This window comes from Pseudomonas sp. Pse79 (assembly GCF_024519615.1).
Taxonomy (GTDB): domain Bacteria; phylum Pseudomonadota; class Gammaproteobacteria; order Pseudomonadales; family Pseudomonadaceae; genus Aquipseudomonas; species Aquipseudomonas veronii.
This window is the reverse complement of record NZ_JALJRR010000015.1, coordinates 50,048-73,089: the sequence shown is the minus strand read 5'-3', so window position 1 is coordinate 73,089 and position 23,042 is coordinate 50,048. Positions and strand designations below refer to the sequence as shown.

The window sequence follows — 23,042 nt, the reverse complement described above, 5'->3', positions numbered from 1 at the left end:
TGCCCCTGGGTTTTATTGTTCAACGAGCCAACAACCAGGGCCCAGGCCCGCGCACGGACCTGAACCATCAATCCTTTACGGTTTATTCGGCGCTGACCACGCTGGGTTGCCCCAGGTTGGCCAGGCGCACGCTGTTCTGCACTTGCGCGACCTCGCTCGGCGAACCGATCGGGCCCATACGCACACGGTGCAGGGTCTGTTGATTACGCACGATGGAACTGATGAAGACCGGCGCATTGACCATACTGCTCAGCTTGGACCTTAACAGCTCTGCCGCATCCGGGTTGGCGAAAGCGCCCACCTGCAGGTATTGCCCACCGGCAGCCGAAGCACCCGGTGCGGCGCGAGGCACCACGACCGTGTCGGGCGCGTGCTGTTGCGCGGGTGGCGTCCACTGCTCGATCTTGCCGGCCGAGGCTGTGACTTGCGGTTGCGCGGCTTGCGGCTCGTTGAGCATCAACGGCGCCGGTTTGCCACGCTGGGCCCAGTATTGCGCGGGGTCGATCCCTTCGACCTTGACCCGCGCGGTGCCGGTTTCGGCATAACCGAGTTTCTTCGCGGCGGCGTAGGACAAGTCGATGATCCGGTCCGAATAGAACGGCCCGCGATCGTTGACCCGCAGGATCACCGTGCGGTTGTTGTCCAGGTTGGTCACGCGCACATAGCTGGGCAGCGGCAGGGTCTTGTGGGCCGCGCTCATGCCGTACAGGTCGTAGACCTCGCCATTGGCGGTGTTCTGGCCATGGAACTTGGTCCCGTACCACGACGCCGTGCCCGACTGCACGTAGGTCTTGGAGTCCTGCAGCGGAAAGTAGCTCTTGCCCAGCACGGTATAGGGGTTGGCCTTGTACGGGCCGGTGTGCAGGGTCGGCGTGGCATCCGGGATTTTCGACACGTCGACGTCCCACCACGGCGCACCGTCTTTATGCGCGCGGTTGATGTCCAGCCCCGGCTGGGAACGAATAGCGGTGCCGCCGGACTTTTGCGTCGGCGCGCGACTGGTGGAGCAACTGACAACCAGCAAGGACAACGCGGCAAACGCCACCAGCTTGAGCGGTTTTTTCAACGGCGATGCCCGCATTACTTGTTGCCCCGTGCTTGGACCAGCATGTCAGACAGTTGATGCACGGCCATGGCGTACATCACACTGCGGTTATAACGCGTGATTGCGTAGAAATTCTTCAGGCCCATCCAGTATTCAGGGCCGTTTTCGCCTTCCAGGCGGAAAGCCGTGACCGGCATATCATCGCGCAGCGCATCATGACTTGACCAGCCCAGCGCCCGCAACTCCCCGACCGTCTTGGCCGGCTCGATGCCCTGGGTCAGGCCTTCATCGGCGCGCTCGCCGCTCACGTCGGCACGGCTGACGACCGGTTCGCCGCTCACCCAGCCATGGCGCTTGAAGTAGCTGGCCACGCTGCCGATGGCATCGTCCGGGTTGCTCCAGATATTGATATGGCCGTCGCCGTCAAAATCCACCGCGTAGGCGCGAAAACTGCTCGGCATGAACTGCGGCAAGCCCATCGCACCGGCGTAGGAGCCTTTGAGGGTCAGCGGGTCGACCTGCTCTTCGCGGGCCAGCAGCAGGAATTCACGCAGTTCCTTACGGAAGAATTCAGCGCGGGGCGGGTAATCGAAGCTCAAGGTCGACAAGGCATCGATCACCCGGTAACTGCCGGTGTTGCGCCCGTAGAAGGTTTCAATGCCAATGATCGCGACAATCACCTGGGCAGGCACGCCGTATTCCTGCTCGGCGCGGGCCAGCGCGGCTTCGTGCTGGCGCCAGAAGTCCACGCCCCGGGCCACGCGGGCGTCGGTCAGGAACATCGGGCGATAGTCCTTCCACTGCTTCACGCGCTCGGCCGGGCGGGAGATGGCATCGAGGATCGCCTGCTTGCGCTGGGCCTCGCGGAACACGCCCATCAGCTGTTCACCGGCGAAGCCATAGTCACGGGTCATCTCACCGACGAATTCGGCGACCTGAGGTGAGCCATCGTAGTCACCGGCCTGCGCTTCGTGCATGGCGCCCAGCAGCCCGATCAGGCTCATCCAGGACGCATGCCGAGTCGCCCAGCCGCGCAATACTTGCATTGACATCTTCACCTTATTCAAACCTGTGCGATCCATTTGCGATGCGTGTGAATCGACATCAAAACCCCAAACGCTGACATCAATGTCACCAGCGAAGTTCCGCCGTAGCTAATGAACGGCAACGGCACCCCAACCACCGGCAAGAGGCCACTGACCATACCGATGTTGACGAAAACGTAAACAAAAAAAGTCATGGTCAACGAGCCCGCCAGCAATTTGCCGAACAACGTCTGCGCCTGCGCGGTGATCACCAGGCCACGCCCAATCAACAGTAAATAGATCAGCAGCAACGCGCAAATGCCCACCAGGCCGAACTCTTCGCCCATCACCGCAATAATGAAGTCGGTGTGGCTCTCGGGCAAAAAGTCCAGGTGCGACTGGGTGCCCATCAACCAACCCTTGCCAAAGACACCGCCGGAACCGATGGCCGCCTTCGACTGGATGATGTTCCAGCCGGTGCCCAGCGGGTCGCTCTCCGGGTCGAGGAACGTGAGAATCCGCTGCTTCTGGTAGTCATGCATAAAGAAGAACCACATGGCCACGGCCACCGGCACGGCAGCGGCGAGCACGCTGAGAATCCAGCGCCAGCGCAAGCCACCCATGAACAGCACGAACGCACCGCCCGCCAGGATCAGCAGCGATGTACCGAGATCCGGCTGGCGCACGATGAGGATGAACGGCACGCCGATCAGGATCAGGCTGATCCCCACATGCTTGAGTTGCGGCGGCAAGGTGCGCTTGGACAGGTACCAGGCGATGGTCGCCGGCATCAGGATCTTCATGAATTCCGACGGCTGGAAGCGAATCACCCCCGGAATGTTGATCCAGCGGGTCGCGCCCATGGCGTTGTGGCCCATCACGTCCACCACCACCAGCAACAACACGCCGGCGACGTACCCCAGCGGCACCCAGCGCGCCATGAAACGCGGCTCCAGCTGGGCAATCACCACCATCGACAACAAGCCCAGGCCGAACGACGACGCTTGCTTGATCAGCAGGTCCCAGTTCTTGCCGCTGGCCGAATACAGCACGAACAGACTGCCGGCGGCCAGGGTCAGCAGCAGAATCAACAACGGGCCATCAATGTGCATGCGCTGCAGCAATGTCGCGCGGCGACGCATCACATCCTCACTGGAGAGGATGCGGTCAAAATTACTCTTCACTGGCCGTAACCTCGGTGCTTGAAGGGGGGCCGCCATATTCGGGCTTGAGCTTGCCGTCGTCGGTCAACAGCCAGGCATCCATCACTTGACGGACCACCGGCGCGGCGACGCCCGAACCGGACTCGCCGTTCTCGACCATCACGGCGACCACGATCTTCGGGTCGTCCGCCGGAGCGAAGCCGACAAACAGGGCGTGGTCGCGGTGGCGCTCCTGGACTTTGGAACGATCATATTTTTCGCCTTGCTTGATCGCGACCACCTGGGCCGTACCGCTCTTGCCGGCAATGCGATATTGCGCGCCGATCGCCGCCTTGCGCGCCGTGCCCCGGGCGCCGTGCATCACCTGCTGCATGCCGTGGTTGACCTTGGTCCAGTCCGACGGGTCACGCAGCACAATGTCCGGGATCGGGTTTTCATCCACCGGCTTTTCGCCTTCGATGGTGCGGGCCAGGTGCGGACGGTTCCAGATGCCTTTGTTGGCCACCAACGCCGTGGCCTGGGCCAGTTGCAGCGGTGTCGCCTGCATATAGCCCTGGCCGATGCCGAGGATCAGAGTCTCGCCGGGGAACCACGCCTGGCGGCGGGTGGCACGCTTCCATTCGCGCGACGGCATCAGGCCTGGGGATTCTTCGAACATGTCCAGGGAGACTTTCTGACCCAACCCGAACTTGCCCATGTAGGCCGACAGGCGATCGATCCCCAGCTTGTGGGCCAGGTCGTAAAAATAGGTGTCGTTGGACCGCATGATCGCGGTGTCCAGGTCGACATAGCCGTCACCGGTGCGGTTCCAGTTACGGTATTTGTGATCGTAATTAGGCAGCATGTAGTAGCCGGGGTCGAACACGCGACTCGACGCCGTGACCACGCCCGCGTCCAGGCCGGCAATCGCTACCGCCGGCTTGATCGTCGAACCCGGCGGATACAGGCCGCGCAACACCCGGTTGAACAGCGGCCGGTCGATGGAATCGCGCAGCTCGGCGTAGGCCTTGAAGCTGATCCCGGTCACGAACAGGTTGGGGTCGAAACTGGGCTGGCTGACCATGGCCAGGACTTCGCCGGTACTCGGGTCCAGCGCCACCACCGCGCCACGGCGCCCGCCCAGGGCCATCTCGGCCGCTTCCTGCAACTTGATGTCCAGGCTCAGCACAATGTCCTTGCCCGGCACCGGATCGGTACGCTTGAGCACCCGCAACACGCGGCCGCGGGCGTTGGTCTCGACCTCTTCGTAACCCACCTGGCCGTGCAGCTCGGGCTCGTAGAAACGCTCGATGCCGGTCTTGCCGATATGGTGGGTGCCGCTGTAATTGACCGGATCGAGGCTTTTCAGCTCTTTCTCGTTGATCCGCCCCATATAACCGACGGAGTGCGCGAAGTGCGGCCCTTGCGGGTAATGCCGCACCAACTGCGCCACCACTTCCACGCCCGGCAGGCGGAACTGGTTCACCGCGATCCGGGCGATCTGCTCTTCGGTCAGCTCGAACAGGATCGGCACCGGCTCGAACGGCCGACGCCCCTGTTTCATGCGCTTTTCGAAGATCGCCCGGTCTTCCGGGGTCAGTTGCAGCACGTCGACGATCACATCGAGGACCTGCTGCCAGTCGCCGGAGCGTTCGCGGGTCATGCTCAGGCTGAAGCTGGGCCGGTTATCCGCGACCACCACGCCGTTGCGGTCGAAAATCAGGCCACGGGTCGGCGGAATCGGCTGCACATGCACCCGGTTGTTTTCCGACAGAGTGGAGTGATAGTCGTACTGGATCACCTGCAGGAAATACAGGCGCGCGATCAACACCCCGATCAACGTCACCACCATGATCGCGCCAAAAACCACGCGCGAGCGCACCAGACGTGCGTCTTTCTCGTGGTCCTTGATGCGGATCGGCTGAGTCATCGGGAGGGGCGCAGACTATTTGTGGTAAGGGTGCCCGGACAGAACTGTCCAGGCGCGATACAGCTGTTCACCGATCAGGATCCTTACCAACGGGTGCGGCAACGTCAGCGCCGACAGCGACCAGCGTTGGTCCGCCCGCGCGCAGACTTCCGGCGCCAGCCCCTCGGGGCCGCCGACCATGAAGTTGACGGTGCGCGAGTCCAGGCGCCAGCGATCCAGTTCCACCGCCAATTGCTCGGTGCTCCAGGGCTTGCCGTGGACTTCGAGGGTGACGATGCGCTCGTTGGGACCGACCTTGGCCAGCATGGCTTCGCCTTCCTGACGGATAAAGCGCGCCACGTCGGCGTTCTTGCCCCGGGTATTGAGCGGAATTTCCACCAGCTCAAGCGACAGCTCGGCGGGCAGACGCTTGGCATATTCATGCCAGCCTTCTTCCACCCACTTGGGCATGCGTGAACCGACAGCGATCAGACGCAGGCGCACAGCCGTTCCTTATTCCTGGTCTTTGTTGAGCTTGTCGAAGTGCGCGTGGCCCACTTCCGGGCTGTGGTGCTTGCCATCAGCCGCACGGCTCTGTTCGGCGCCTTTCCACAGACGCTCCAGGTCGTAGAACTGACGGGCGTTGGAGGTCATCATGTGAACGATCACGTCGTCCATGTCCAGCAGCACCCAGTCGCTGTCGCCCTTGCCTTCTTCACCCAGCGGCTTCACGCCCTGCGCTTTGACGGCTTCGCGCACTTTGTCGAGCATCGCGCCGATCTGGCGGTTGGAGGTACCGGTGGCGATGATCATGAAGTCGGTGATGCTCTGCTTGTCGCGCACGTCCAGCACCTGGATGTCCTGGGCTTTGACGTCTTCCAGGGCCGCCACGGCGACTTTCACCAGTTCTTCGCCAGCCAGTTCCGGGCCAACGTGGGCTTCAACCGGCAGTGGCGCGCTCTTGAAGGTGCCTTTGCGCTTAACTTTGCTTACGTCTTTGTTCGTCATATAAAACTCGTTTTGCTCGTATGTTCGGGCGCTCGCTGCACGACTGTTCGTGCGTTCAAGCGCGCCTTTTCAGTTCGACGCACGGTAAAGCCCGTGCGCATCGATGTAGGCCAGGACCGCGTCAGGCACCAGGAAACGTACCGACTTCCCGCTGGCCAGCAGTTGACGGATCTGGGTGGCGGACACCGCAAGCGGGGTCTGCCAGACGAATGCAATATTCCCGTTCGGCCCGGTCAGGGCCAAGGGGTCACTTACCGACCGCGCGGCCAGCAGGTTGCGCAAGGCATCCGGCGGTTCGCTGTCGGCATCCGGGCGTTGCAAAACCAGGATGTGGCAATGCTGGAGGAGTTCCTCCCAGCGATGCCAAGAGGGCAGGCCGCAAAATGCGTCCCAGCCCAAAAGCAGAAACAACTGGTCGTCCGCGGCCAACTCGGCACGCATCAGTTCCAGGGTGTCGACAGTGTAGGACGGTTTATCGCGCTTGAGCTCGCGGTCGTCCACCACCAGCGGCGGTATGCCAGCTACGGCAAGGCGCACCATTTCCAGGCGCTGCTGCGCTGACACCTGCGGCGTATCGCGGTGCGGCGGCCGGGCATTGGGGGTCAGGCGCAATTCATCCAGCGCGAGGGCATCCGCGACTTCCAGGGCACTGCGCAAATGGCCGATATGCACGGGGTCAAAGGTGCCGCCGAGCAACCCGATGCGTTTACCCATCAAGCGCGCACATGCCCGTCGCCGAACACTACGTACTTCTCGCTGGTCAGGCCTTCCAGGCCAACCGGGCCACGTGCGTGGAGCTTGTCGGTGGAGATACCGATCTCCGCGCCCAGGCCATACTCGAAGCCGTCGGCAAAACGCGTCGAGGCGTTGACCATCACCGAAGCGGAGTCCACTTCGGTGAGGAAACGCCGGGCATCGCTGAAATGCTCGGTAACAATGGCATCGGTGTGCTTGGAGCCGTATTTGTTGATGTGCTCGATGGCCTGATCCAGGTCGTCGACGATGCGGATCGACAGGATCGGCGCCGTGTACTCGGTGTACCAGTCTTGCTCGGTGGCTTCGATCACGTCCGCGCCGAGCAGCGCACGGGTGCGCTCGCAACCGCGCAGCTCAACGCCCTTGTCGCGGTAGATGGCAGCCAGCGGCGGCAGCACGCGATCGGCAATGCCGGCGTGTACCAGCAGGGTTTCCATGGTGTTGCACGGCGCGTAACGGTGGGTCTTGGCGTTGTCGGCGATGCGGATCGCCTTGTCGATGTCAGCGGCAATGTCGATGTAAACGTGGCAGACGCCGTCCAGGTGCTTGATCACTGGCACCTTGGCATCACGGCTGACGCGTTCGATCAGGCTCTTGCCACCGCGCGGCACGATCACGTCGACGAATTCCGGCATGGTGATCAGCGCGCCGACGGCGGCGCGGTCGGTGGTTTCCACCACTTGCACCACTTCGGCCGGCAATTCGGCTACGGCCAGGCCCTGCTGGATGCAGGTGGCAATCGCACGGTTGGAGTGGATCGCCTCGGAACCGCCGCGCAGGATGGTGGCGTTGCCAGACTTGAGGCACAGGCTCGCGGCGTCGATGGTCACGTTCGGGCGCGACTCATAGATGATGCCGATCACGCCCAGGGGCACGCGCATCTTGCCGACCTGAATGCCGGACGGCAGGTAACGCATATCGCGGATTTCACCGATGGGGTCAGGCAGCTTGGCCACCTGACGCAGGCCTTCGATCATGTCGTCGATACGCGCCGGGGTCAGCGCCAGGCGGTCGAGCAACGCCGGTTCCAGGCCATTGGCGCGGCCGTTGGCCAGGTCCAGTTCGTTGGCGGCGGTCAACTCGGAGCGCGAAGCATCCAGAGCATCGGCGGCGGCCAGCAAGGCACGGTTTTTCTGCGCGGTGCTCGCACGGGCGATCAACCGCGAGGCCTGACGGGCAGCGCGACCCAGGCGGGTCATGTAGTCAAGAACGGACTCAGTCATGGTCAGGGAGTCTTGGCAAAGAGGAAAGCGGCAGATTATAGCTGTGACGCCGCCCGACTGACAGCGGTGAGGGGCGGATGGTCGAAATGAACTGTAAAAACCTGGGGTTCAGCCGTAATTAAGGTAGGAGTTGTTATTATTCCGTCACATTTAGCCGTATTAACCCTGAAGGCCATGTCGAGTTTCACCCCCCAACTCCCCGCCAGCGCCCTGCCCGACCGCTTCTTCGACCGCGATGCACAACTGCTTGCGCGGGAATTGCTCGGCAAAATCATTCGTCATCGGGTCGGCGATCTCTGGCTTTCGGCGCGGATTATTGAAACCGAAGCGTATTACGTGGCCGAAAAAGGCAGCCATGCCTCACTGGGCTACACAGAAAAGCGTAAGGCTTTGTTTCTGGATGGCGGTCATATCTATATGTACTACGCCCGTGGCGGCGATTCGCTGAACTTCAGCGCCCAGGGCCCGGGCAATGCAGTATTGATCAAATCCGCCTATCCCTGGGTCGATGAGACCTCCGGCCCGGCCAGTTTGGCGCAGATGCTGCTGAACAACCCGGACGCCAATGGCAGGCCGCGCGCCTCGCAGAAGCTCTGCGCCGGCCAGACCTTATTGTGCAAGGCGCTGGGCCTGAAAGTGCCGATGTGGGATGCCAAGCGCTTCGACCAGGAGCGGCTCTATGTAGAAGACGTCGGCCAGGTGCCGACGCACATTATCCAGACCACCCGCCTGGGCATTCCCGGCGGCCGGGACGAACACTTGATGTACCGCTTCGTCGATGCAGGCTATGCGCCTTATTGCACGCGGAACCCGCTGCGCCGGGGCCAGGTCGAAGGCCGCGACTATTTTTTGATTTGAAACGGTGACGAGGGAGTGAAGAAACATGGGCCAATGGCTCGATAGTATCACCGGCTGGCTGACCCTGAACCCCCAATGGCTGGCGGCCGCGGTATTTATCGTGGCGTGCGTGGAATGCCTGGCCATTGCCGGCTTGATCGTGCCCGGCACCGTGCTGCTGTTCGCCATTGCCGTGCTGGCCGGCAACGGTGCGCTGTCGTTGAGTGAAACCCTGCTGCTGGGTTTTCTCGGCGGCCTGGTGGGCGATGGGGTGTCCTACTTCCTTGGACGCCATTTCCACCAGAACATCCGGCGCCTGCCCGGCCTGCGGCATCACCCTGAATGGATGAACGGCGCCGAGACCTACTTCCACAAGTACGGCATCGCCAGCCTGCTGGTCGGACGTTTCATCGGCCCGTTGCGCCCCATGCTGCCGATGGTGGCTGGCATGTGCGACATGCCGTTCCCACGCTTTGCCCTGGTCAGCATTCTCGCGGCGGCCGGTTGGACAGTCGCGTACCTGCTGCCGGGCTGGGCGACCGGCGCGGCTTTCCGCCTGCCATTGCCGGCGGGGTTCTGGCCCGAGGCGGGAATTGTCGCGGCATGCCTGGCGGTGTTGCTGGGGCTGAGCTTGAACAGCAGCCTGCGCGGCCATCGCCGCGCCACAGGGTGGATAGGTTGCGCCAGCCTGACCCTGTTGATCGCCCTGTTTATCGGCTACCCGCACCTCAACGACTTCGACCAGGGGCTGAGCGCCCTGGTGCAGGAGCATCGCAGCGCCTGGCTGGACGAGACCATGGTGAGGCTCACCCAACTGGGCGAGTTCAAGAATATGTTTGTCGCCAGCGCCCTGTTCACCGGCCTGTTGTTACTCGCACGCCAATGGCGCCACGCGCTGTTTGTCGGCATCACGCTGGGCATGGCCGCAGTGATCAATACCGCCACCAAGCTGTTTTTTGCCCGCGGTCGCCCGGAAATCCTCACCGACCCACTGAGCAGCTTCAGCATGCCCAGCGGCCACTCCTCCGGCGCATTCGCGTTTTTCCTGGCGTTAGCCGTATTGGCCGGGCGCGGGCAGCCCACGCGCCTGCGCCTGACCTGGCTGCTGCTGGGCTGCATCCCTGCGGCATTCATCGCGTTGTCGCGGGTTTACTTGGGCGTCCACTGGCCCACCGACATCCTCGCCGGAATGTTGCTGGCGATGAGCGTGTGTGCATTGAGCCTGGGCGCAATCCAATACCGCAGCCCGCTGCCGCCGATGTCGCAGAAAGCCTGGTGGCTGGTATTGCCTGCCCTGGTGGCGGTGCTCGGTTTCATCGCCTTCAGCGACACCTCGCAGGCCCTGTTCAAGTATGCCTACTGACCCTTGGCCGGGCCGATCCAATCGATTGGCGCGGTTCGGCGCTCAACGCAACGTTCGCGCCGCTCCAGCAGCATTTCATCGGCAATTTCTGCGGCACGCTCGGCGATGTATTCCGGGCCGCGCTGTGCATCCTGCGCGAGCAGTTGTGAGGTAATGCTGACAAAAAAAGCGTCCCAGGCCGCCTGCTCCGATTGCGCTAGCCGAATCATGTTCATCCCCTGATCAGTGGTTGTGTGATCGGAAACTATTTCAGCCCGCGCGATGGGAGCAACGCAGAAATGTCTGAAAGCAGCACCAGACAATTCTGAAGATCAGGTGAACAGTTCACCTTGCAGTTCATCCAGCAGCCTCTGGATCGCATCCAGCCGTTGTTGCGGATCGTCGAGCTGCAGCAGGTCGATCTTGTCGGCCTCGGTGAACGGCAGCAAATACGCCAATTGATTGCCCAGGGCCTGCTGGCCGTCGGCATCGGCGCCCATGTCCAGCGAGGCCACCATCGGGTGTTCGGCCAGGGCCTGGAGCAAGGCCTGCAGGTCGGCGTCCGCCTCTTCCAGCGCGTGGTCCGGCCGCTCTTCCAGCCATTGCACCTCGGCCACCAGCAACTGGTCCTTCTGCACCTCGGCATCGCGGACACGGAAGCGCCGCCCGCCCTCGACGCGAATGCCCAGCAGGCCGTTATCCTGCTGCTTGAAGTCGCGAATCAGCGCTTCACAGCCGATCAGCGCGTAGCCATCCGGGGCCGCGCCCACCTCTTTGCCGTCGAAGATGCACACCACGCCGAAACTTTCGCCCTTTTTCATGCAGCGGCTGATCATGTCCAGGTAGCGCGCCTCGAACAATTGCAGATCGAGGGTGCAGCCAGGGAACAGCACGGTGTTGAGCGGGAACAGCGCCAGACTCATAAAGGTTTCCTTAACCCTGGTTCAAACAATCACCGACACGGCCAGCGGCAGGAACACCGCCGTCGCCACGCCCATCAGACTCATGGCCAGCGCCGCAAAGGCGCCGCACTCTTCGCTTTCCTGCAGGGCCACCGACGTGCCGACGGCGTGAGCGGTCATGCCCAGCGCCATACCGCGCGCCTCGGGGCTGTGGACGCCCAGGCGCGACAAGTACGCCGGGCCGATCATCGCCCCGATCACGCCGGTGATCAGCACGAACACCGCGGCCAACGCGGCCACGCCGCCGATCTGCTCGGCCACCAGCATGGCAATCGGCGAGGTCACCGACTTGGGTGCCATGGTCATCAACATCCTGTGTTCGGCACCGAACCACCAGCCCAGCAACACACACAGGCCGGTGGCCAACACACCACCTATCACCAGCGTAGTAAAAATCGGCCAGAACAATTGACGAATCCGGCGCAGGTTCAGATAGAGCGGCACCGCCAGGGCCACGGTCGCCGGGCCCAGCAGGATGCTCATGATCTCGGTGCTCTTGCGGTACTCGGCGTAGCTCAGGCCACAGGTGAGCAGCACGCCGATCACCAGCAGCATGGACACCAGCACCGGCTGCAGGAAGATCCAGCGGGTTTTCTCGAAGCCCGCGAGCACCAGTTGATAGGCGCCGAGGGTGATGCCGATGCCGAACAGCGGATGATGAATCACCGCCGCCCACGCGCCTTGCCAGTCGAAGGTCATGATTGCTCCTCCTGCTGCGCCTGGCGCTTGACCAGTTTTTGCATCAGCACGCCGACGAACCCCATGGCGATCACCAGCGACAACACCAAGGCGCCGACGATGGCCCAGAAGTCTGCGGCGATGTCCTTGGCATACACCATCACCCCGACCGCCGGCGGCACCAGCAGCAAGGGCAAGTAACGCAGCAGGCTGCTGGCCGCCAGGCTCAGCGGCTCGCCGACTTCGCCGCGCCACACCAGGTAACCCAGCATCAGCAGCAGACCGATGATCGGCCCCGGCAACACCGGCAGCAGCAAATGGTTGATCGCCGTGCCGATCAATTGAAACAGCACCAGCCATGTCAGACCGCGTAATAGCATCCGTCCTTCCCCCCTCAAGACCGACCCGCATTATAAGCATGCCCGCGCTATGCTCCGGCATTCGCCATAAGCATGGTGGGTTGACCGGGCTGGTTGCCCATGATGATCTAACATGGTTCTCGCACATCAATAAAAACCGATGAACCAAGGAGAGACGCAATGCCCTATGTACCCGTAGCGCAGCTCAAAGATTATGTCGGCAAGGAACTGGGACGTTCCGACTGGCTCACCATCGACCAGGCCCGCATCAACCTGTTCGCAGAAGCCACTGGCGACCATCAGTTCATCCACGTCGACCCGGTCAAGGCCGCGCAAACCCCGTTCGGCAGCACCATCGCCCACGGTTTCCTGTCGCTGTCGCTGATGCCCAAGTTGATGGAAGACATCCTGATCATGCCCGAAGGCCTGAAAATGGCGGTCAACTATGGCTTGGACAGCGTGCGCTTTATCCAGCCGGTGAAGGTCAACTCCAAGGTCCGCCTGAACGTGACCCTCACCGACGTCACCGAGAAAAAACCCGGCCAATGGCTGTTCAAGGCCACCGCCACCCTGGAAATCGAAGGCCAGGAGAAACCCGCTTACATTGCCGAGTCGCTGTCGCTCTGCTTCGTATAACCGCCTCCTTCCTCCCTGTAGGAGCTGGCTTGCCAGCGAAAAGCCCCCAGACGCCACATTCCCCCTGAATGCTCGCGTTTTCGTTGACCACCTTCGCCGGCAAGCCGGCTCCTACAGGTCATCATTCCCCAACAGACCACTAGGTATGGCTCCTTCGCTGCGGCATACTCGGCGCTCAATTATCCGGATCCCGCTATGCGCCCACTCGCTCCCCTTGCCCTTGTCCTGTTGCTCACCGCTTGCGGAGACGGCGAATCGCTGTTGCCGCCCGATGCGCGCCTGCCCGACGGCGGCCGTTACCGGGGTGATGTGGTCAATGGCTTGCTGCAAGGCCAGGGCCGCGTGGACTACCCCAACGGCAGTTGGTACGCCGGCCAGTTCGACAAAGGCCAGTGGCACGGCCAGGGCGAATGGCATGGCAGCAACGGCGAAGTCTATAAAGGCCAGTTCCAGCAAGGCCTGTTTGACGGCCAGGGCAGCCTGACCACTGCGGGCAGCCACTACGTCGGTGGCTTCAAGCAAGGCCGGCGCAACGGCGAAGGCACCCTCAAAGAGGGGCAAATGACCTATCGCGGCGAATTCAAGGACGACCAGTATTCCGGCCTCGGGCGCCTGGAGCTGGCTGACGGCAGCCAATACCAGGGCCAGTTCGCCCACGGCAAGCCCAACGGCGAAGGCCAGCGCAACGACGACAGCGGCAACCAGTTCAGCGGCCACTTCGTCGATGGCCAGTTGGAAGGCAACGGCACCTTCAACAGCGCTGACGGCGACATCTACGTCGGCCAGTTCAAACAGAACCAATTGAACGGCAAGGGTCGCTACGAAAACGCCGACGGCGACGTGTGGATCGGCCAGTTCAAGGAAGGCGCCCTCAGCGGCAAGGGCGAGTTGATCGGCATCGATGGCAGCCACTACATTGGCCAGTTCAGCGATTGGCGCTTCAGCGGCGAAGGCCGCCTGAACCTCACCGACGGCAGCTTCTATATCGGCGGTTTCGACAGCGACAACTACCAGGGCCGCGGCACCCTGGTGCTCGCCGACGGCACCGTGCAAGCCGGCACCTGGGTCAACGGCATGCGCGTGCGCGACGCCGACGGCAAGCTGTTGCCCGACCCGTTGGAAATCGGCGTGCTGGCCCAGGGCCGCCTGCTCGATGCTGCCCTCGCCGCCGTGCCTCCTTCGACCCCCGCCGTGGAACTGTACACCCTGGTACTCGCGGGCGACGGCAAACAGAGCGTGTTCCTGCGCGAAGCCGATTACGTCAGCAATATGCTCGCCAGCCGCTTCGGTGCGCGCGGGCAGATTCGCCTGGTCAACCACCGCGACCATATCGCCGACCGCCCGCTGGCTACCCGCGAAAGCCTGCGCCGTGCGGTGCAGACCCTGGCCGAACGCAGCGGGCCGGAGGACCTGGTGTTTATCTACCTGACCAGCCACGGCACCCACGAAAGCGAACTGGTGCTCGACCAGCCGCGCATGGAGCTGGCCGACCTGCCGGCCGATGAGCTCGCCGCAGTACTCACGCCGCTGAAGAACCGCGACAAGGTCGTGGTGATTTCCGCGTGCTACTCCGGCGGTTTCATTCCCGCGCTGAAAGACGAGCACACCTTGATCATGACCGCTTCCCGCGCCGACCGCGTGTCGTTTGGCTGCTCCGAGGAAGCCGACTTCACCTACTTCGGCGATGCCCTTTTCGCCCAAGCCTTCAACCAGACCGACGACTTGCAGCAAGCCTTCAAGCTGGCGCAACTGCACGTGACCGAACGCGAACAGGCGGACAACTTCGAAGCCTCCGAACCGCAGATCTGGGCCCCCAAAGGCGTGATCGCCCATTGGCAACTATTACGCAAGCAGCAAGCACGAAAGGCGCTCGAAAGCGTCTCAATGAATAGCAAGGAAGCTAAAGGCAACTAAGCTGTAACGTGTAACAAAGGGGGAAACACCATGTACCTGACGCCTCAGCATATCTTGCTCGCAGGAGCCTCTGGCCTGACCGGCGAACACCTGCTCGATCGCCTGCTCAACGAACCCACCGTGACCCGTGTGCTGGCGCCCAGCCGCAAGCCGTTGGCCGAACATCCACGCCTGGAAAACCCAGTGGGCGACCCGGCGGTGGTCCTGCCGCAACTGCGTGGCCAGGTCGATATCGCCTTCTGCTGCCTGGGCACCACGATCAAGCAAGCCGGCTCCGAGGAAGCCTTTCGCGCGATCGACCTGGACCTGGTCGTGGCCTTTGCCAAGCGCGCACGGGAAATGGGCGCGCGGCACCTGATTGTCATCAGCGCGATTGGCGCCGACCCGAAATCCTCGATCTTCTACAACCGGATCAAAGGGCAAATGGAAGACGCCTTGAAAGCCCAGGGTTGGCCGCAACTGACCATCGTGCGGCCTTCGCTGTTGCTGGGGGAGCGCCTCGAACCGCGCCTGGCCGAGCAATTGGCCGGGCCGTTGTCACGGCTGATTCCAGGCAAGTACCACGGCATCGAAGTGTGCGAACTGGCACGCGCCATGTGGCGCCTGGCGCTGGAAGAGCAAGATGGTGTGCGTGTGGTCGAATCGGATGAGTTGCGCAAGCTGGGTAAATAAACCCGCCAACCGAGCTGCCAGCTCAACATGTGGGTTCAGATGGGGCCTGAGCGCGGAGTCACAGCCCTCCCGTGGCGTTGAACCCTACCCCCAACACCGTCAACACCGACAGCGGCAACAGCAGGGTATCGAGCAACGCGCTGGCTGGCAGGTCGACGCCGGGATAGCTCGGCGCCTCGGCGCCAAAACGGTCCATCGCGCAACAGCCGCCGTTCATCGCATACAGGTCCAGCCGCGTGCCGGCGTACACCACCGGCGCGCCGGGCTTCGCCGCATCCAGCGTGCGCGCGGTGGCGCAGCCCGCCAGTTGCAACGCCAGTAACACCAACAGCGCCTTATTCATCGCTGCTCAAATGGTGCTCACCCCAACGCGGGAGCATGTCCTGGGGAATGTTCAGCAGGTTGAGAATCCGCGCCACCACAAAATCCACCAGGTCATCGATGGTCTGCGGCTGGTGATAGAAACCAGGCGACGCCGGCAAGATGGTCACGCCCATGTTCGACAACTTGAGCATGTGCTCCAGGTGAATGCTCGAATACGGCGCCTCACGCGGCACCAAAATCAGCTGGCGCCGCTCTTTCAACGTCACATCGGCGGCCCGTTCGATCAAATTGTTGCAGGCGCCCGTGGCAATCGCCGACAACGTACCGGTGGAACACGGCACCACCACCATCGCCGCCGGCGCGCCGGAGCCGGAGGCCACCGGCGACATCCAATCCTCTTTACCGTAGACCTTGATCTGCCCCGCCGCCGCACCGGTGTACTCGGTGAGGAACGCCTGCATCATCTGCACCTTGGGCGGCAGCGCGACATCGGTCTCGGTGGCCATCACCAGTTGCGCGGCCTTGGAGATCAGGAAATGAACTTCACGCTCCTCGCGCACCAGGCAGTCGAGCAGGCGCAAGCCATAGGGCGCGCCGGATGCGCCGGTCATCGCCAGCGTCACGCGCTCGGGCCCGCTCATTTCAGGGCCTCGGCCAATTTGCCGTGCAGGCCGCCGAAGCCGCCGTTGCTCATGACCACCACGTGGGTGCCGGGCGTGGCCTGTTGCTTGACGTGTTCAATGATGCCTTCGATCGAATCGCAGACCGTCGACGGCACGTGACACAGCGCCGCAATGGCGGGCAGGTCCCAGCCCAGGTTGGCCGGTGCGTACCAGACCACTTGGTCCGCATCATTGACGCTCTCCGGCAAGCCATCGCGGTGCGCGCCGAGCTTCATGGAGTTGGAGCGCGGTTCGATAATCGCAATGATCGGCGCATCACCGACCCGCTTGCGCAGGCCATCAAGGGTGGTGGCAATCGCCGTCGGGTGGTGGGCAAAGTCGTCGTAGATGGTAATCCCATTCACATCGGCAACCTTTTCCATGCGTCGTTTCACACTTTTGAACGCACTCAGGGCCGCGATGCCCATGGAAGGCACCACGCCAACATGCCGTGCCGCCGCCAAGGTGACCAGGGCGTTGGCAACGTTGTGCTGGCCGGTCATGTCCCAGTCGACCACACCCTGGGCCTCGCCTTCGAACAGCACTTCAAATGTCGAACCGTCTTCACTGAGCAACCTGACCTGCCACTGCCCGCCCGCGCCGGTGGTTTGCACCGGCGTCCAGCAGCCCATGTCGATGACGCGCTGCAAGGCCGGCTCGGTGGTCGGGTGGATCACCAGGCCCTCACTCGGGATGGTGCGTACCAAATGGTGGAACTGCCGCTCGATGGCCGCCAGATCGGGGAAGATATCCGCGTGATCGAACTCCAGGTTATTCAGGATCGCCGTGCGCGGGCGGTAGTGGACAAACTTGGAGCGTTTGTCGAAGAACGCGCTGTCGTATTCATCGGCTTCGATCACGAAGAACGGCGTATCGCCCAGGCGCGCCGACACCGAGAAGTTCTGCGGTACGCCGCCGATCAGGAAACCCGGGCTCATGCCCGCGTGCTCCAGCACCCAGGCCAGCATGCTGCTGGTGGTGGTCTTGCCGTGCGTACCAGCCACCGCCAGCACCCAGCGCCCTTGCAGCACATGGTCGGCCAGCCATTGGGGGCCGGACACATACGGCAAACCTTTGTTCAGTACGTATTCGACCGCCGGGTTGCCCCGAGACATGGCGTTGCCGATCACCACCAGGTCGGGGACCGGATCGAATTGGGATGGATCATAGCCCTGGGTCAATTCGATGCCCTGGGCTTGCAGTTGCGTACTCATGGGCGGATAGACGTTGGCATCGGAACCCGTCACATGGTGGCCCAACTCCTTGGCCAGAACCGCCATCGAGCCCATGAAAGTACCGCAAATACCGAGAATATGAATGTGCATGGTCGACCTCGTAAAACATCGAGGCAGGTTAGCGCAGGGAGGGGGAAATCGCACTCTTTTAGCGGTACACGCCAGTTCAATCGTCTGAATTCGGCCGGCAGTGCGGTCGTTGAGCCCGGTGCCGGCACCCGCCGTGACTGCACCGGACTCAGCGTATACGAGGGGTCACTATGGGGTGTCAATTAACGGCCTCCCCTGCATAACCCGCATCAGACAAACTGCATCGAGGATGGCGGCCCCTTCGGCTCCAACACCGTATTGATACGGGAGATCTGGTTTAAAACAGCCTGATTGCGTCGATCCAATGTTTCAAGGCGGCGCACAGGGTCTTTCTCGGTGGCGGCGGTATCACTTTTAAAGGGCCTGAATATAAAATCATTTTCCTTAGCGATTAATTCCAAGTTCGACTCGACGGTGTTGTATTGCTTTTCCAACATATCAAGTCGGGCAGTTGTCTCGGTTGGCCAATCGGGGCTTTTATCCAAGGCTTGACCCTCGCTCCCTTCGGTATAGGCCTGGATCGTATTACTGACCAAGAGCAGTTTTAATTCTGCATTGTCCAAGTGCAACGCCAGGTCTTGCGGCGATGAAGGACTCGGCGCCGATCCCGCCACACCGTTCTGTTGACTCGGCGCGGGCTGGTGCGCGGGAGGAAGTAAGGGGGTATTGGCGCTGAACGCCCCCTTGATCTGCTCGCCACTCCATACGGAGCCTGCGTAAGTACCAATACTCAATGGCGTACTGACCAAGCCGTTGACTGCGGCATTCACGAAAGCGTCCCGTGTCACGGTTTTCAGATCTGGCCCGGTCTTGAACACGCCAGCCTTGACCAGGCGATCGGCAGTGACGAGGTTTTGCGCCACCTCGCCAAACGTCTTGGGAACGGGGTGAGACCTGGAAGGAAGGGTAGAGCCCCCGAACCGGTTGTTATTAATCAGATCTCGAAAGGGCTTATTAGATGCATGAGTGGAAGGTGGGTTTGAGAAAAACGGTCCCTTATTAACCTGATTATATTGACCGGGCGTCCCAGACGGCACGCGGGAAGTGCTATGCGTCGGCCTGCGGAAAAAACGTCCGAAATCAATTCCCCTTTTGCTACGAACCTGCGTGTCCGAGTTCAAACGTTCAGCATCATAAGTAAGCTCGGAGCGATCATTTTGCCAAGTAGCCGAAGCGGCGTTGCGCGGGTTACCGGTCGATCCAGTATTATTGGCAGCTTGAGTAACATCAGCTGAAACGTCACTGGACGGTACTGTAGTATAAGTTGGAACACCTGTAACATTCATAATCATCACCTTAGTCAGTCAATAAAAACTTGCATTCACTGGGTGACAAAAATATCTATCTCAGTTCCACCGAAACAACATTACATGCATTTACTTCCGCGCCAGCCAGGACATACTTTTTCAACAATTAACCCACAAAAGTAAAAACAGTAAATCCCCCTACAACCAACAATTAAAAACCGCCCCCACACACTCGACAACAACTTACGAATTACAACGCCGAACGCAGTTCAATGCCATGTTTGCGTAACTTTCGATATAACGTATTGCGGCTCACCCCCAACCGTTCAGCCACAAGGGTCATATGCCAGCGCTGCTGCGTCAGGACCTTCAACAATGCCAGGCGCTCGGCATCCTCAAGCAGCGACAGCGGGGGGACATCCGCAGCAGGCGTAGTCAAGGACGCCGGGCGGATCATCGGCGGCAAATCATCGACACCGATCAACGCGCCGTCACACAGTGCAACCAGGGTACGCAACACCGTGCGCAACTGCCGCACATTGCCCGGCCAGGCGAACGCCAGCAATGCCTGACGCGCGCCGGCATCGAGCGTTATCGTCTGCTCCCCGGCTTCCTGGGCCAGCAGAAAATCCAGCAATTGCGGCTTATCACTGCGCTCGCGCAACGGCGGCAAGCCGATTTCGAGGCCATTGAGTCGGTAGTACAAATCTTCACGAAAGCTGCCGGCCTGCACACGCTGCAACAAATCACGGTGGGTGGCGCTGATGACTCTAACGTTTACCGCCTGGGGCTCGCCGCCGATGGGCACCACCAGGCGATCCTCCAGCACCCTCAAGAGCCGGGTTTGCAAAGCCAGGGGCATGTCGCCGATTTCATCCAGGAACAACGTGCCCCCATCTGCCTGTTGCAGCTTGCCGCGCATGCCTTCCTTGCGGGCACCGGTGAAACTGCCGCCGCGATAGCCGAACAGTTCGCTTTCGATCAGGCTTTCCGGGATGGCGGCGCAGTTGAGCGCAACAAAAGCCTTGTCCGCACGCTGGCTGGCCTGGTGTACGGCCTTGGCGAAGGCCTCTTTGCCGGAACCGGTTTCACCGTTGACCAGCAGCGGCACATCACGTTCGAACACGCGCAACGCCTTGCGAAAATCGCTTTGCAACGCGGAATCGCCCAGGCAGATACCGAGCAGACGCTCGGGCTTGGCGGCAACCACCGGCTGCGACTGTACGGGCACCGGCACACTGCGCGGCTGGCCGCGCAACGCGGCAAACAGATGTCGACCGTCCCGCGTCCGCAGCGGCCAACTCGCTGTGGCATTGGCGCTGGCGCGGCCCAGCAGTTGATCCAGGGTGCATTCGAAAAGCGCTTCCACAGGCTGCCCCAGCAAGCCACCACGCATCTGCCCCAACAGGTTCAGGGCACTTTGGTTGACTGCGCAAATGCGCCCTTCGCCGTCGAACGCCAGCAGCCCTTCACTGAACAAGCCCACGGACTCCGCCTGCAAGTGAAAACGCAGCAGCCAGTGGTGTTCAAAGTGACGCAGGAAGTAACAACTCTCGATCATCTTCGCCGACAGGTTGACCAGCGCCATGGTGTGGAACTGGCTCTGACGCGACACCGCTTCCCGCGCCGACGACACGTCCAGCACCGCCAGCAACTCACCATGGGGATCGAACACCGGGCTCGCCGAACAGGTCAGCCCGGTGTGGCGCCCGCGAAAATGCTCATCGCGGTGAATGGTCAACGACTGGCGCTCCACCAGGCAGGTGCCGATGCCATTGGTGCCTTCGCAGGCCTCGCTCCAGTCGGCGCCGAGCCACAACCCGGCGCGCTCGAAAATCTTGCGCTCGGACGGCGCGGTGACGCAGTTGAGGATCACCCCGCGCGCGTCGGTGAGCAGCACGGCGTGACCGGCGCCCGAAAGTTGCTGATGCAGGCTGTTCATCTCGCCGCCAGCGATGTGCAGCACCTGCTGCAGGCGCTCGCGGCTTTCCAGCAGACGGCCATGTTCGAGCACGGTGGGGGCGATGCTCAGCGCAGGGTCGAGGTGATAATCCTCCAGGCAACGCAGCCAGGAGCGGGCGATGGACGGGTCGCTGCCAGGGCCCTGGGAAAGGTCTTGCCCACGGGTCACGGTCAAGACTTGCTGGGCATGGCGACTGAAATGATCGTGATGCATGTTCTTATTATTCTCCCTGCGTGAGAACGTCCAGCATCCCCCAGCCACCCGGCCATTGCAATCCCGCGCCGACCCACCGGTCACAGGTTGTACCGTGCATGGCACAAACTGTCACACAGACTGTACCAAGGCTGGCACAGCCGCACTTTTTGGCTCTCGCCAACCCCCTGATTTAACTGGCTTGCAAGGCAGTGGCCCGACCTTTGCTCTACGCTTTATCAAGCGCTTGCCGCGCTGCACTCCAATAAACATAAAAAGCCAGGAGATACCCACCATGCGTTACGCACACCCCGGTACTGAAGGCGCCATCGTTTCGTTCAAGGCCAAGTACGGCAACTACATCGGCGGCGAATTCGTGGCGCCGATCGATGGCAACTACTTCACCAACACTTCCCCGGTCAACGGCAAGCCCATCGCCGAATTCCCGCGTTCCACCGCCAAAGACATCGACAAGGCGCTGGACGCCGCGCATGCCGCCGCCGACGCCTGGGGCAAAACCTCTGCCCAGGACCGCTCGCTGGTGCTGCTGAAGATCGCCGACCGCATCGAACAGAACCTCGAACTGCTGGCCATCACCGAAACCTGGGACAACGGCAAGGCCGTGCGTGAAACCCTCAACGCCGACATCCCGCTGGCCGCCGACCACTTCCGCTACTTCGCCGGTTGCATCCGCGCTCAGGAAGGCAGCAGCGCCGAAATCAACGAACACACCGCCGCCTATCACTTCCATGAGCCCCTGGGCGTGGTCGGCCAGATCATCCCGTGGAACTTCCCGCTGCTGATGGCCGCCTGGAAACTCGCCCCGGCCCTGGCCGCCGGCAACTGCGTGGTGCTCAAGCCGGCCGAGCAAACCCCGCTGGGCATCAACGTGCTGATGGAAGTCATCGGCGACCTGCTGCCGCCGGGCGTGCTGAACGTGGTCCACGGTTTCGGCAAAGAAGCCGGCGAAGCCCTGGCCACCAGCAAGCGCATCGCCAAGATCGCCTTCACCGGCTCTACCCCGGTGGGCGCGCACATCATGCATTGCGCCGCCGAGAACATTATTCCGTCCACCGTTGAATTGGGTGGCAAGTCGCCGAACATCTTCTTCGCCGACATCATGAAAGCCGAACCGCAATTCATCGAGAAAGCCGCCGAAGGCTTGGTGCTGGCGTTCTTCAACCAGGGCGAAGTGTGTACCTGCCCATCCCGCGCGCTGGTGGAAGAGTCGATCTACGACGACTTCATGAAAGTGGTGATGAAGAAGGTCGCGTCGATCAAGCGTGGCGACCCGCTGGACACCGACACCATGGTCGGCGCCCAGGCGTCCGAGCAGCAGTTCGACAAGATCCTGTCGTACCTGGAAATCGCCAAGGGCGAAGGCGCCGAGTTGCTGGCCGGCGGCAAGGTCGAGAAGCTGACAGGTGATCTGGCCACCGGCTATTACATCCAGCCGACCCTGCTCAAGGGCACCAACAAGATGCGGGTGTTCCAGGAAGAAATCTTCGGCCCGGTGGTGAGCATTACCACCTTCAAGGATGAAGCCGAAGCTCTGGCGATCGCCAACGACACCGAGTTCGGCCTCGGCGCCGGCCTGTGGACCCGCGACATCAACCGCGCCTACCGCATGGGCCGGGCGATCAAGGCGGGCCGCGTGTGGACCAACTGCTACCACCTGTACCCGGCACATGCCGCGTTTGGCGGTTACAAGAAGTCCGGCGTCGGTCGTGAAACCCACAAGATGATGTTGGATCACTACCAGCAGACCAAGAACCTGCTGGTGAGCTACGACATCAATCCATTGGGCTTCTTCTAACCCAA

At 61.9% G+C, this 23,042-nt stretch carries 23 protein-coding genes; 6 read left to right on the top strand and 17 right to left on the bottom strand.

What is annotated here, in order from left to right; all coding sequences use genetic code 11:
• Positions 1-82: 82 nt before the first annotated feature.
• The 8 genes from NR164_RS19445 to NR164_RS19410 all read right to left on the bottom strand — a co-directional run bounded on the left by NR164_RS19445 (position 83) and on the right by NR164_RS19410 (position 8,108).
• Positions 83-1,081, bottom strand: coding sequence for a septal ring lytic transglycosylase RlpA family protein (locus NR164_RS19445; RefSeq protein WP_256823133.1), 999 nt, complete (start codon positions 1,079-1,081; stop codon positions 83-85).
• Positions 1,081-2,091 (bottom strand): lytic murein transglycosylase B, encoded by a 1,011-nt coding sequence (gene mltB, locus NR164_RS19440; protein ID WP_046381928.1) that lies wholly within the window; start codon positions 2,089-2,091, stop codon positions 1,081-1,083. The genes NR164_RS19445 and mltB overlap by 1 nt, the downstream gene beginning before the upstream one ends.
• A gap of 17 nt (positions 2,092-2,108) precedes the next feature.
• Entirely contained in the window at positions 2,109-3,212 is a 1,104-nt protein-coding gene (rodA, locus tag NR164_RS19435) for a rod shape-determining protein RodA (protein WP_017848344.1), read from the bottom strand.
• Between the two features lie 31 nt (positions 3,213-3,243).
• Positions 3,244-5,142, bottom strand: coding sequence for a penicillin-binding protein 2 (mrdA, locus tag NR164_RS19430; RefSeq protein ID WP_046381927.1), 1,899 nt, complete (start codon positions 5,140-5,142; stop codon positions 3,244-3,246).
• Between the two features lie 15 nt (positions 5,143-5,157).
• Positions 5,158-5,625, bottom strand: coding sequence for a 23S rRNA (pseudouridine(1915)-N(3))-methyltransferase RlmH (rlmH, locus tag NR164_RS19425; protein ID WP_003176297.1), 468 nt, complete (start codon positions 5,623-5,625; stop codon positions 5,158-5,160).
• 9 nt (positions 5,626-5,634) lie between these two features.
• On the bottom strand, positions 5,635-6,129 hold the full coding sequence (gene rsfS, locus NR164_RS19420; protein ID WP_003176298.1) for a ribosome silencing factor: 495 nt from the start codon (positions 6,127-6,129) through the stop codon (positions 5,635-5,637).
• Between the two features lie 69 nt (positions 6,130-6,198).
• On the bottom strand, positions 6,199-6,843 hold the full coding sequence (gene nadD, locus NR164_RS19415; protein ID WP_017848346.1) for a nicotinate-nucleotide adenylyltransferase: 645 nt from the start codon (positions 6,841-6,843) through the stop codon (positions 6,199-6,201).
• Positions 6,843-8,108: a glutamate-5-semialdehyde dehydrogenase gene (locus NR164_RS19410; RefSeq protein WP_256823132.1), complete on the bottom strand. Its 1,266-nt coding sequence runs from the start codon at positions 8,106-8,108 to the stop codon at positions 6,843-6,845. Before NR164_RS19410 ends, nadD begins: the two co-directional genes overlap by 1 nt.
• Positions 8,109-8,282: 174 nt before the next feature.
• Here NR164_RS19410 and NR164_RS19405 point away from each other — a divergent pair, with 174 nt between their 5' ends.
• Together NR164_RS19405 and NR164_RS19400 are read left to right on the top strand one after the other, a co-directional pair.
• Entirely contained in the window at positions 8,283-8,966 is a 684-nt protein-coding gene (locus NR164_RS19405) for a DNA-3-methyladenine glycosylase (protein WP_046381925.1), read from the top strand.
• A 25-nt stretch (positions 8,967-8,991) separates the two neighbouring features.
• Complete coding sequence (locus NR164_RS19400) at positions 8,992-10,308, top strand: bifunctional DedA family/phosphatase PAP2 family protein (RefSeq protein WP_256823131.1); 1,317 nt, start codon at positions 8,992-8,994, stop codon at positions 10,306-10,308.
• On the opposite strand, the gene NR164_RS19395 is transcribed toward NR164_RS19400, so the two are convergent.
• From NR164_RS19395 to NR164_RS19380, 4 genes are all read right to left on the bottom strand, one after another.
• Positions 10,302-10,517: a hypothetical protein gene (locus NR164_RS19395; RefSeq protein WP_026140195.1), complete on the bottom strand. Its 216-nt coding sequence runs from the start codon at positions 10,515-10,517 to the stop codon at positions 10,302-10,304. The genes NR164_RS19400 and NR164_RS19395 overlap by 7 nt on opposite strands.
• A 102-nt stretch (positions 10,518-10,619) precedes the next feature.
• Positions 10,620-11,210, bottom strand: a complete 591-nt coding sequence (locus tag NR164_RS19390) for an LON peptidase substrate-binding domain-containing protein (RefSeq protein WP_017848351.1) — start codon at positions 11,208-11,210, stop codon at positions 10,620-10,622.
• Positions 11,211-11,231: 21 nt separating this feature from the next.
• The gene (locus NR164_RS19385) at positions 11,232-11,948 is read right to left on the bottom strand and encodes an LrgB family protein (protein WP_017848352.1); all 717 of its coding nucleotides are present in this window, start codon (positions 11,946-11,948) and stop codon (positions 11,232-11,234) included.
• Entirely contained in the window at positions 11,945-12,307 is a 363-nt protein-coding gene (locus tag NR164_RS19380) for a CidA/LrgA family protein (RefSeq protein ID WP_017848353.1), read from the bottom strand. The genes NR164_RS19385 and NR164_RS19380 overlap by 4 nt, the downstream gene beginning before the upstream one ends.
• A 159-nt stretch (positions 12,308-12,466) precedes the next feature.
• Here NR164_RS19380 and NR164_RS19375 point away from each other — a divergent pair, with 159 nt between their 5' ends.
• From NR164_RS19375 to NR164_RS19365, 3 genes are all read left to right on the top strand, one after another.
• On the top strand, positions 12,467-12,922 hold the full coding sequence (locus NR164_RS19375) for a MaoC family dehydratase (RefSeq protein WP_017848354.1): 456 nt from the start codon (positions 12,467-12,469) through the stop codon (positions 12,920-12,922).
• A gap of 195 nt (positions 12,923-13,117) precedes the next feature.
• Positions 13,118-14,836 (top strand): C13 family peptidase, encoded by a 1,719-nt coding sequence (locus NR164_RS19370; protein WP_046381922.1) that lies wholly within the window; start codon positions 13,118-13,120, stop codon positions 14,834-14,836.
• Positions 14,837-14,866: 30 nt separating this feature from the next.
• Positions 14,867-15,508, top strand: coding sequence for an oxidoreductase (locus NR164_RS19365; protein ID WP_046381921.1), 642 nt, complete (start codon positions 14,867-14,869; stop codon positions 15,506-15,508).
• Between the two features lie 58 nt (positions 15,509-15,566).
• Here the strand turns inward: NR164_RS19365 and NR164_RS19360 are convergent, their stop codons facing one another.
• From NR164_RS19360 to NR164_RS19340, 5 genes are all read right to left on the bottom strand, one after another.
• Positions 15,567-15,851: a YceK/YidQ family lipoprotein gene (locus tag NR164_RS19360; protein WP_017848357.1), complete on the bottom strand. Its 285-nt coding sequence runs from the start codon at positions 15,849-15,851 to the stop codon at positions 15,567-15,569.
• On the bottom strand, positions 15,844-16,473 hold the full coding sequence (gene ubiX, locus NR164_RS19355; protein ID WP_010206807.1) for a flavin prenyltransferase UbiX: 630 nt from the start codon (positions 16,471-16,473) through the stop codon (positions 15,844-15,846). The genes NR164_RS19360 and ubiX overlap by 8 nt, the downstream gene beginning before the upstream one ends.
• A complete protein-coding gene (mpl, locus tag NR164_RS19350) occupies positions 16,470-17,819 on the bottom strand; it encodes a UDP-N-acetylmuramate:L-alanyl-gamma-D-glutamyl-meso-diaminopimelate ligase (RefSeq protein ID WP_017848358.1) in 1,350 nt (449 codons plus the stop codon). Before mpl ends, ubiX begins: the two co-directional genes overlap by 4 nt.
• A 209-nt stretch (positions 17,820-18,028) precedes the next feature.
• Positions 18,029-19,105, bottom strand: coding sequence for a hypothetical protein (locus NR164_RS19345; protein ID WP_128191675.1), 1,077 nt, complete (start codon positions 19,103-19,105; stop codon positions 18,029-18,031).
• Positions 19,106-19,316: 211 nt separating this feature from the next.
• Positions 19,317-21,242: a sigma-54-dependent Fis family transcriptional regulator gene (locus NR164_RS19340; protein WP_177032036.1), complete on the bottom strand. Its 1,926-nt coding sequence runs from the start codon at positions 21,240-21,242 to the stop codon at positions 19,317-19,319.
• A gap of 274 nt (positions 21,243-21,516) precedes the next feature.
• Between NR164_RS19340 and NR164_RS19335 the strand changes: the two genes are divergently transcribed.
• Entirely contained in the window at positions 21,517-23,037 is a 1,521-nt protein-coding gene (locus NR164_RS19335) for an aldehyde dehydrogenase family protein (RefSeq protein WP_017848361.1), read from the top strand.
• Positions 23,038-23,042 lie beyond the last annotated feature (5 nt).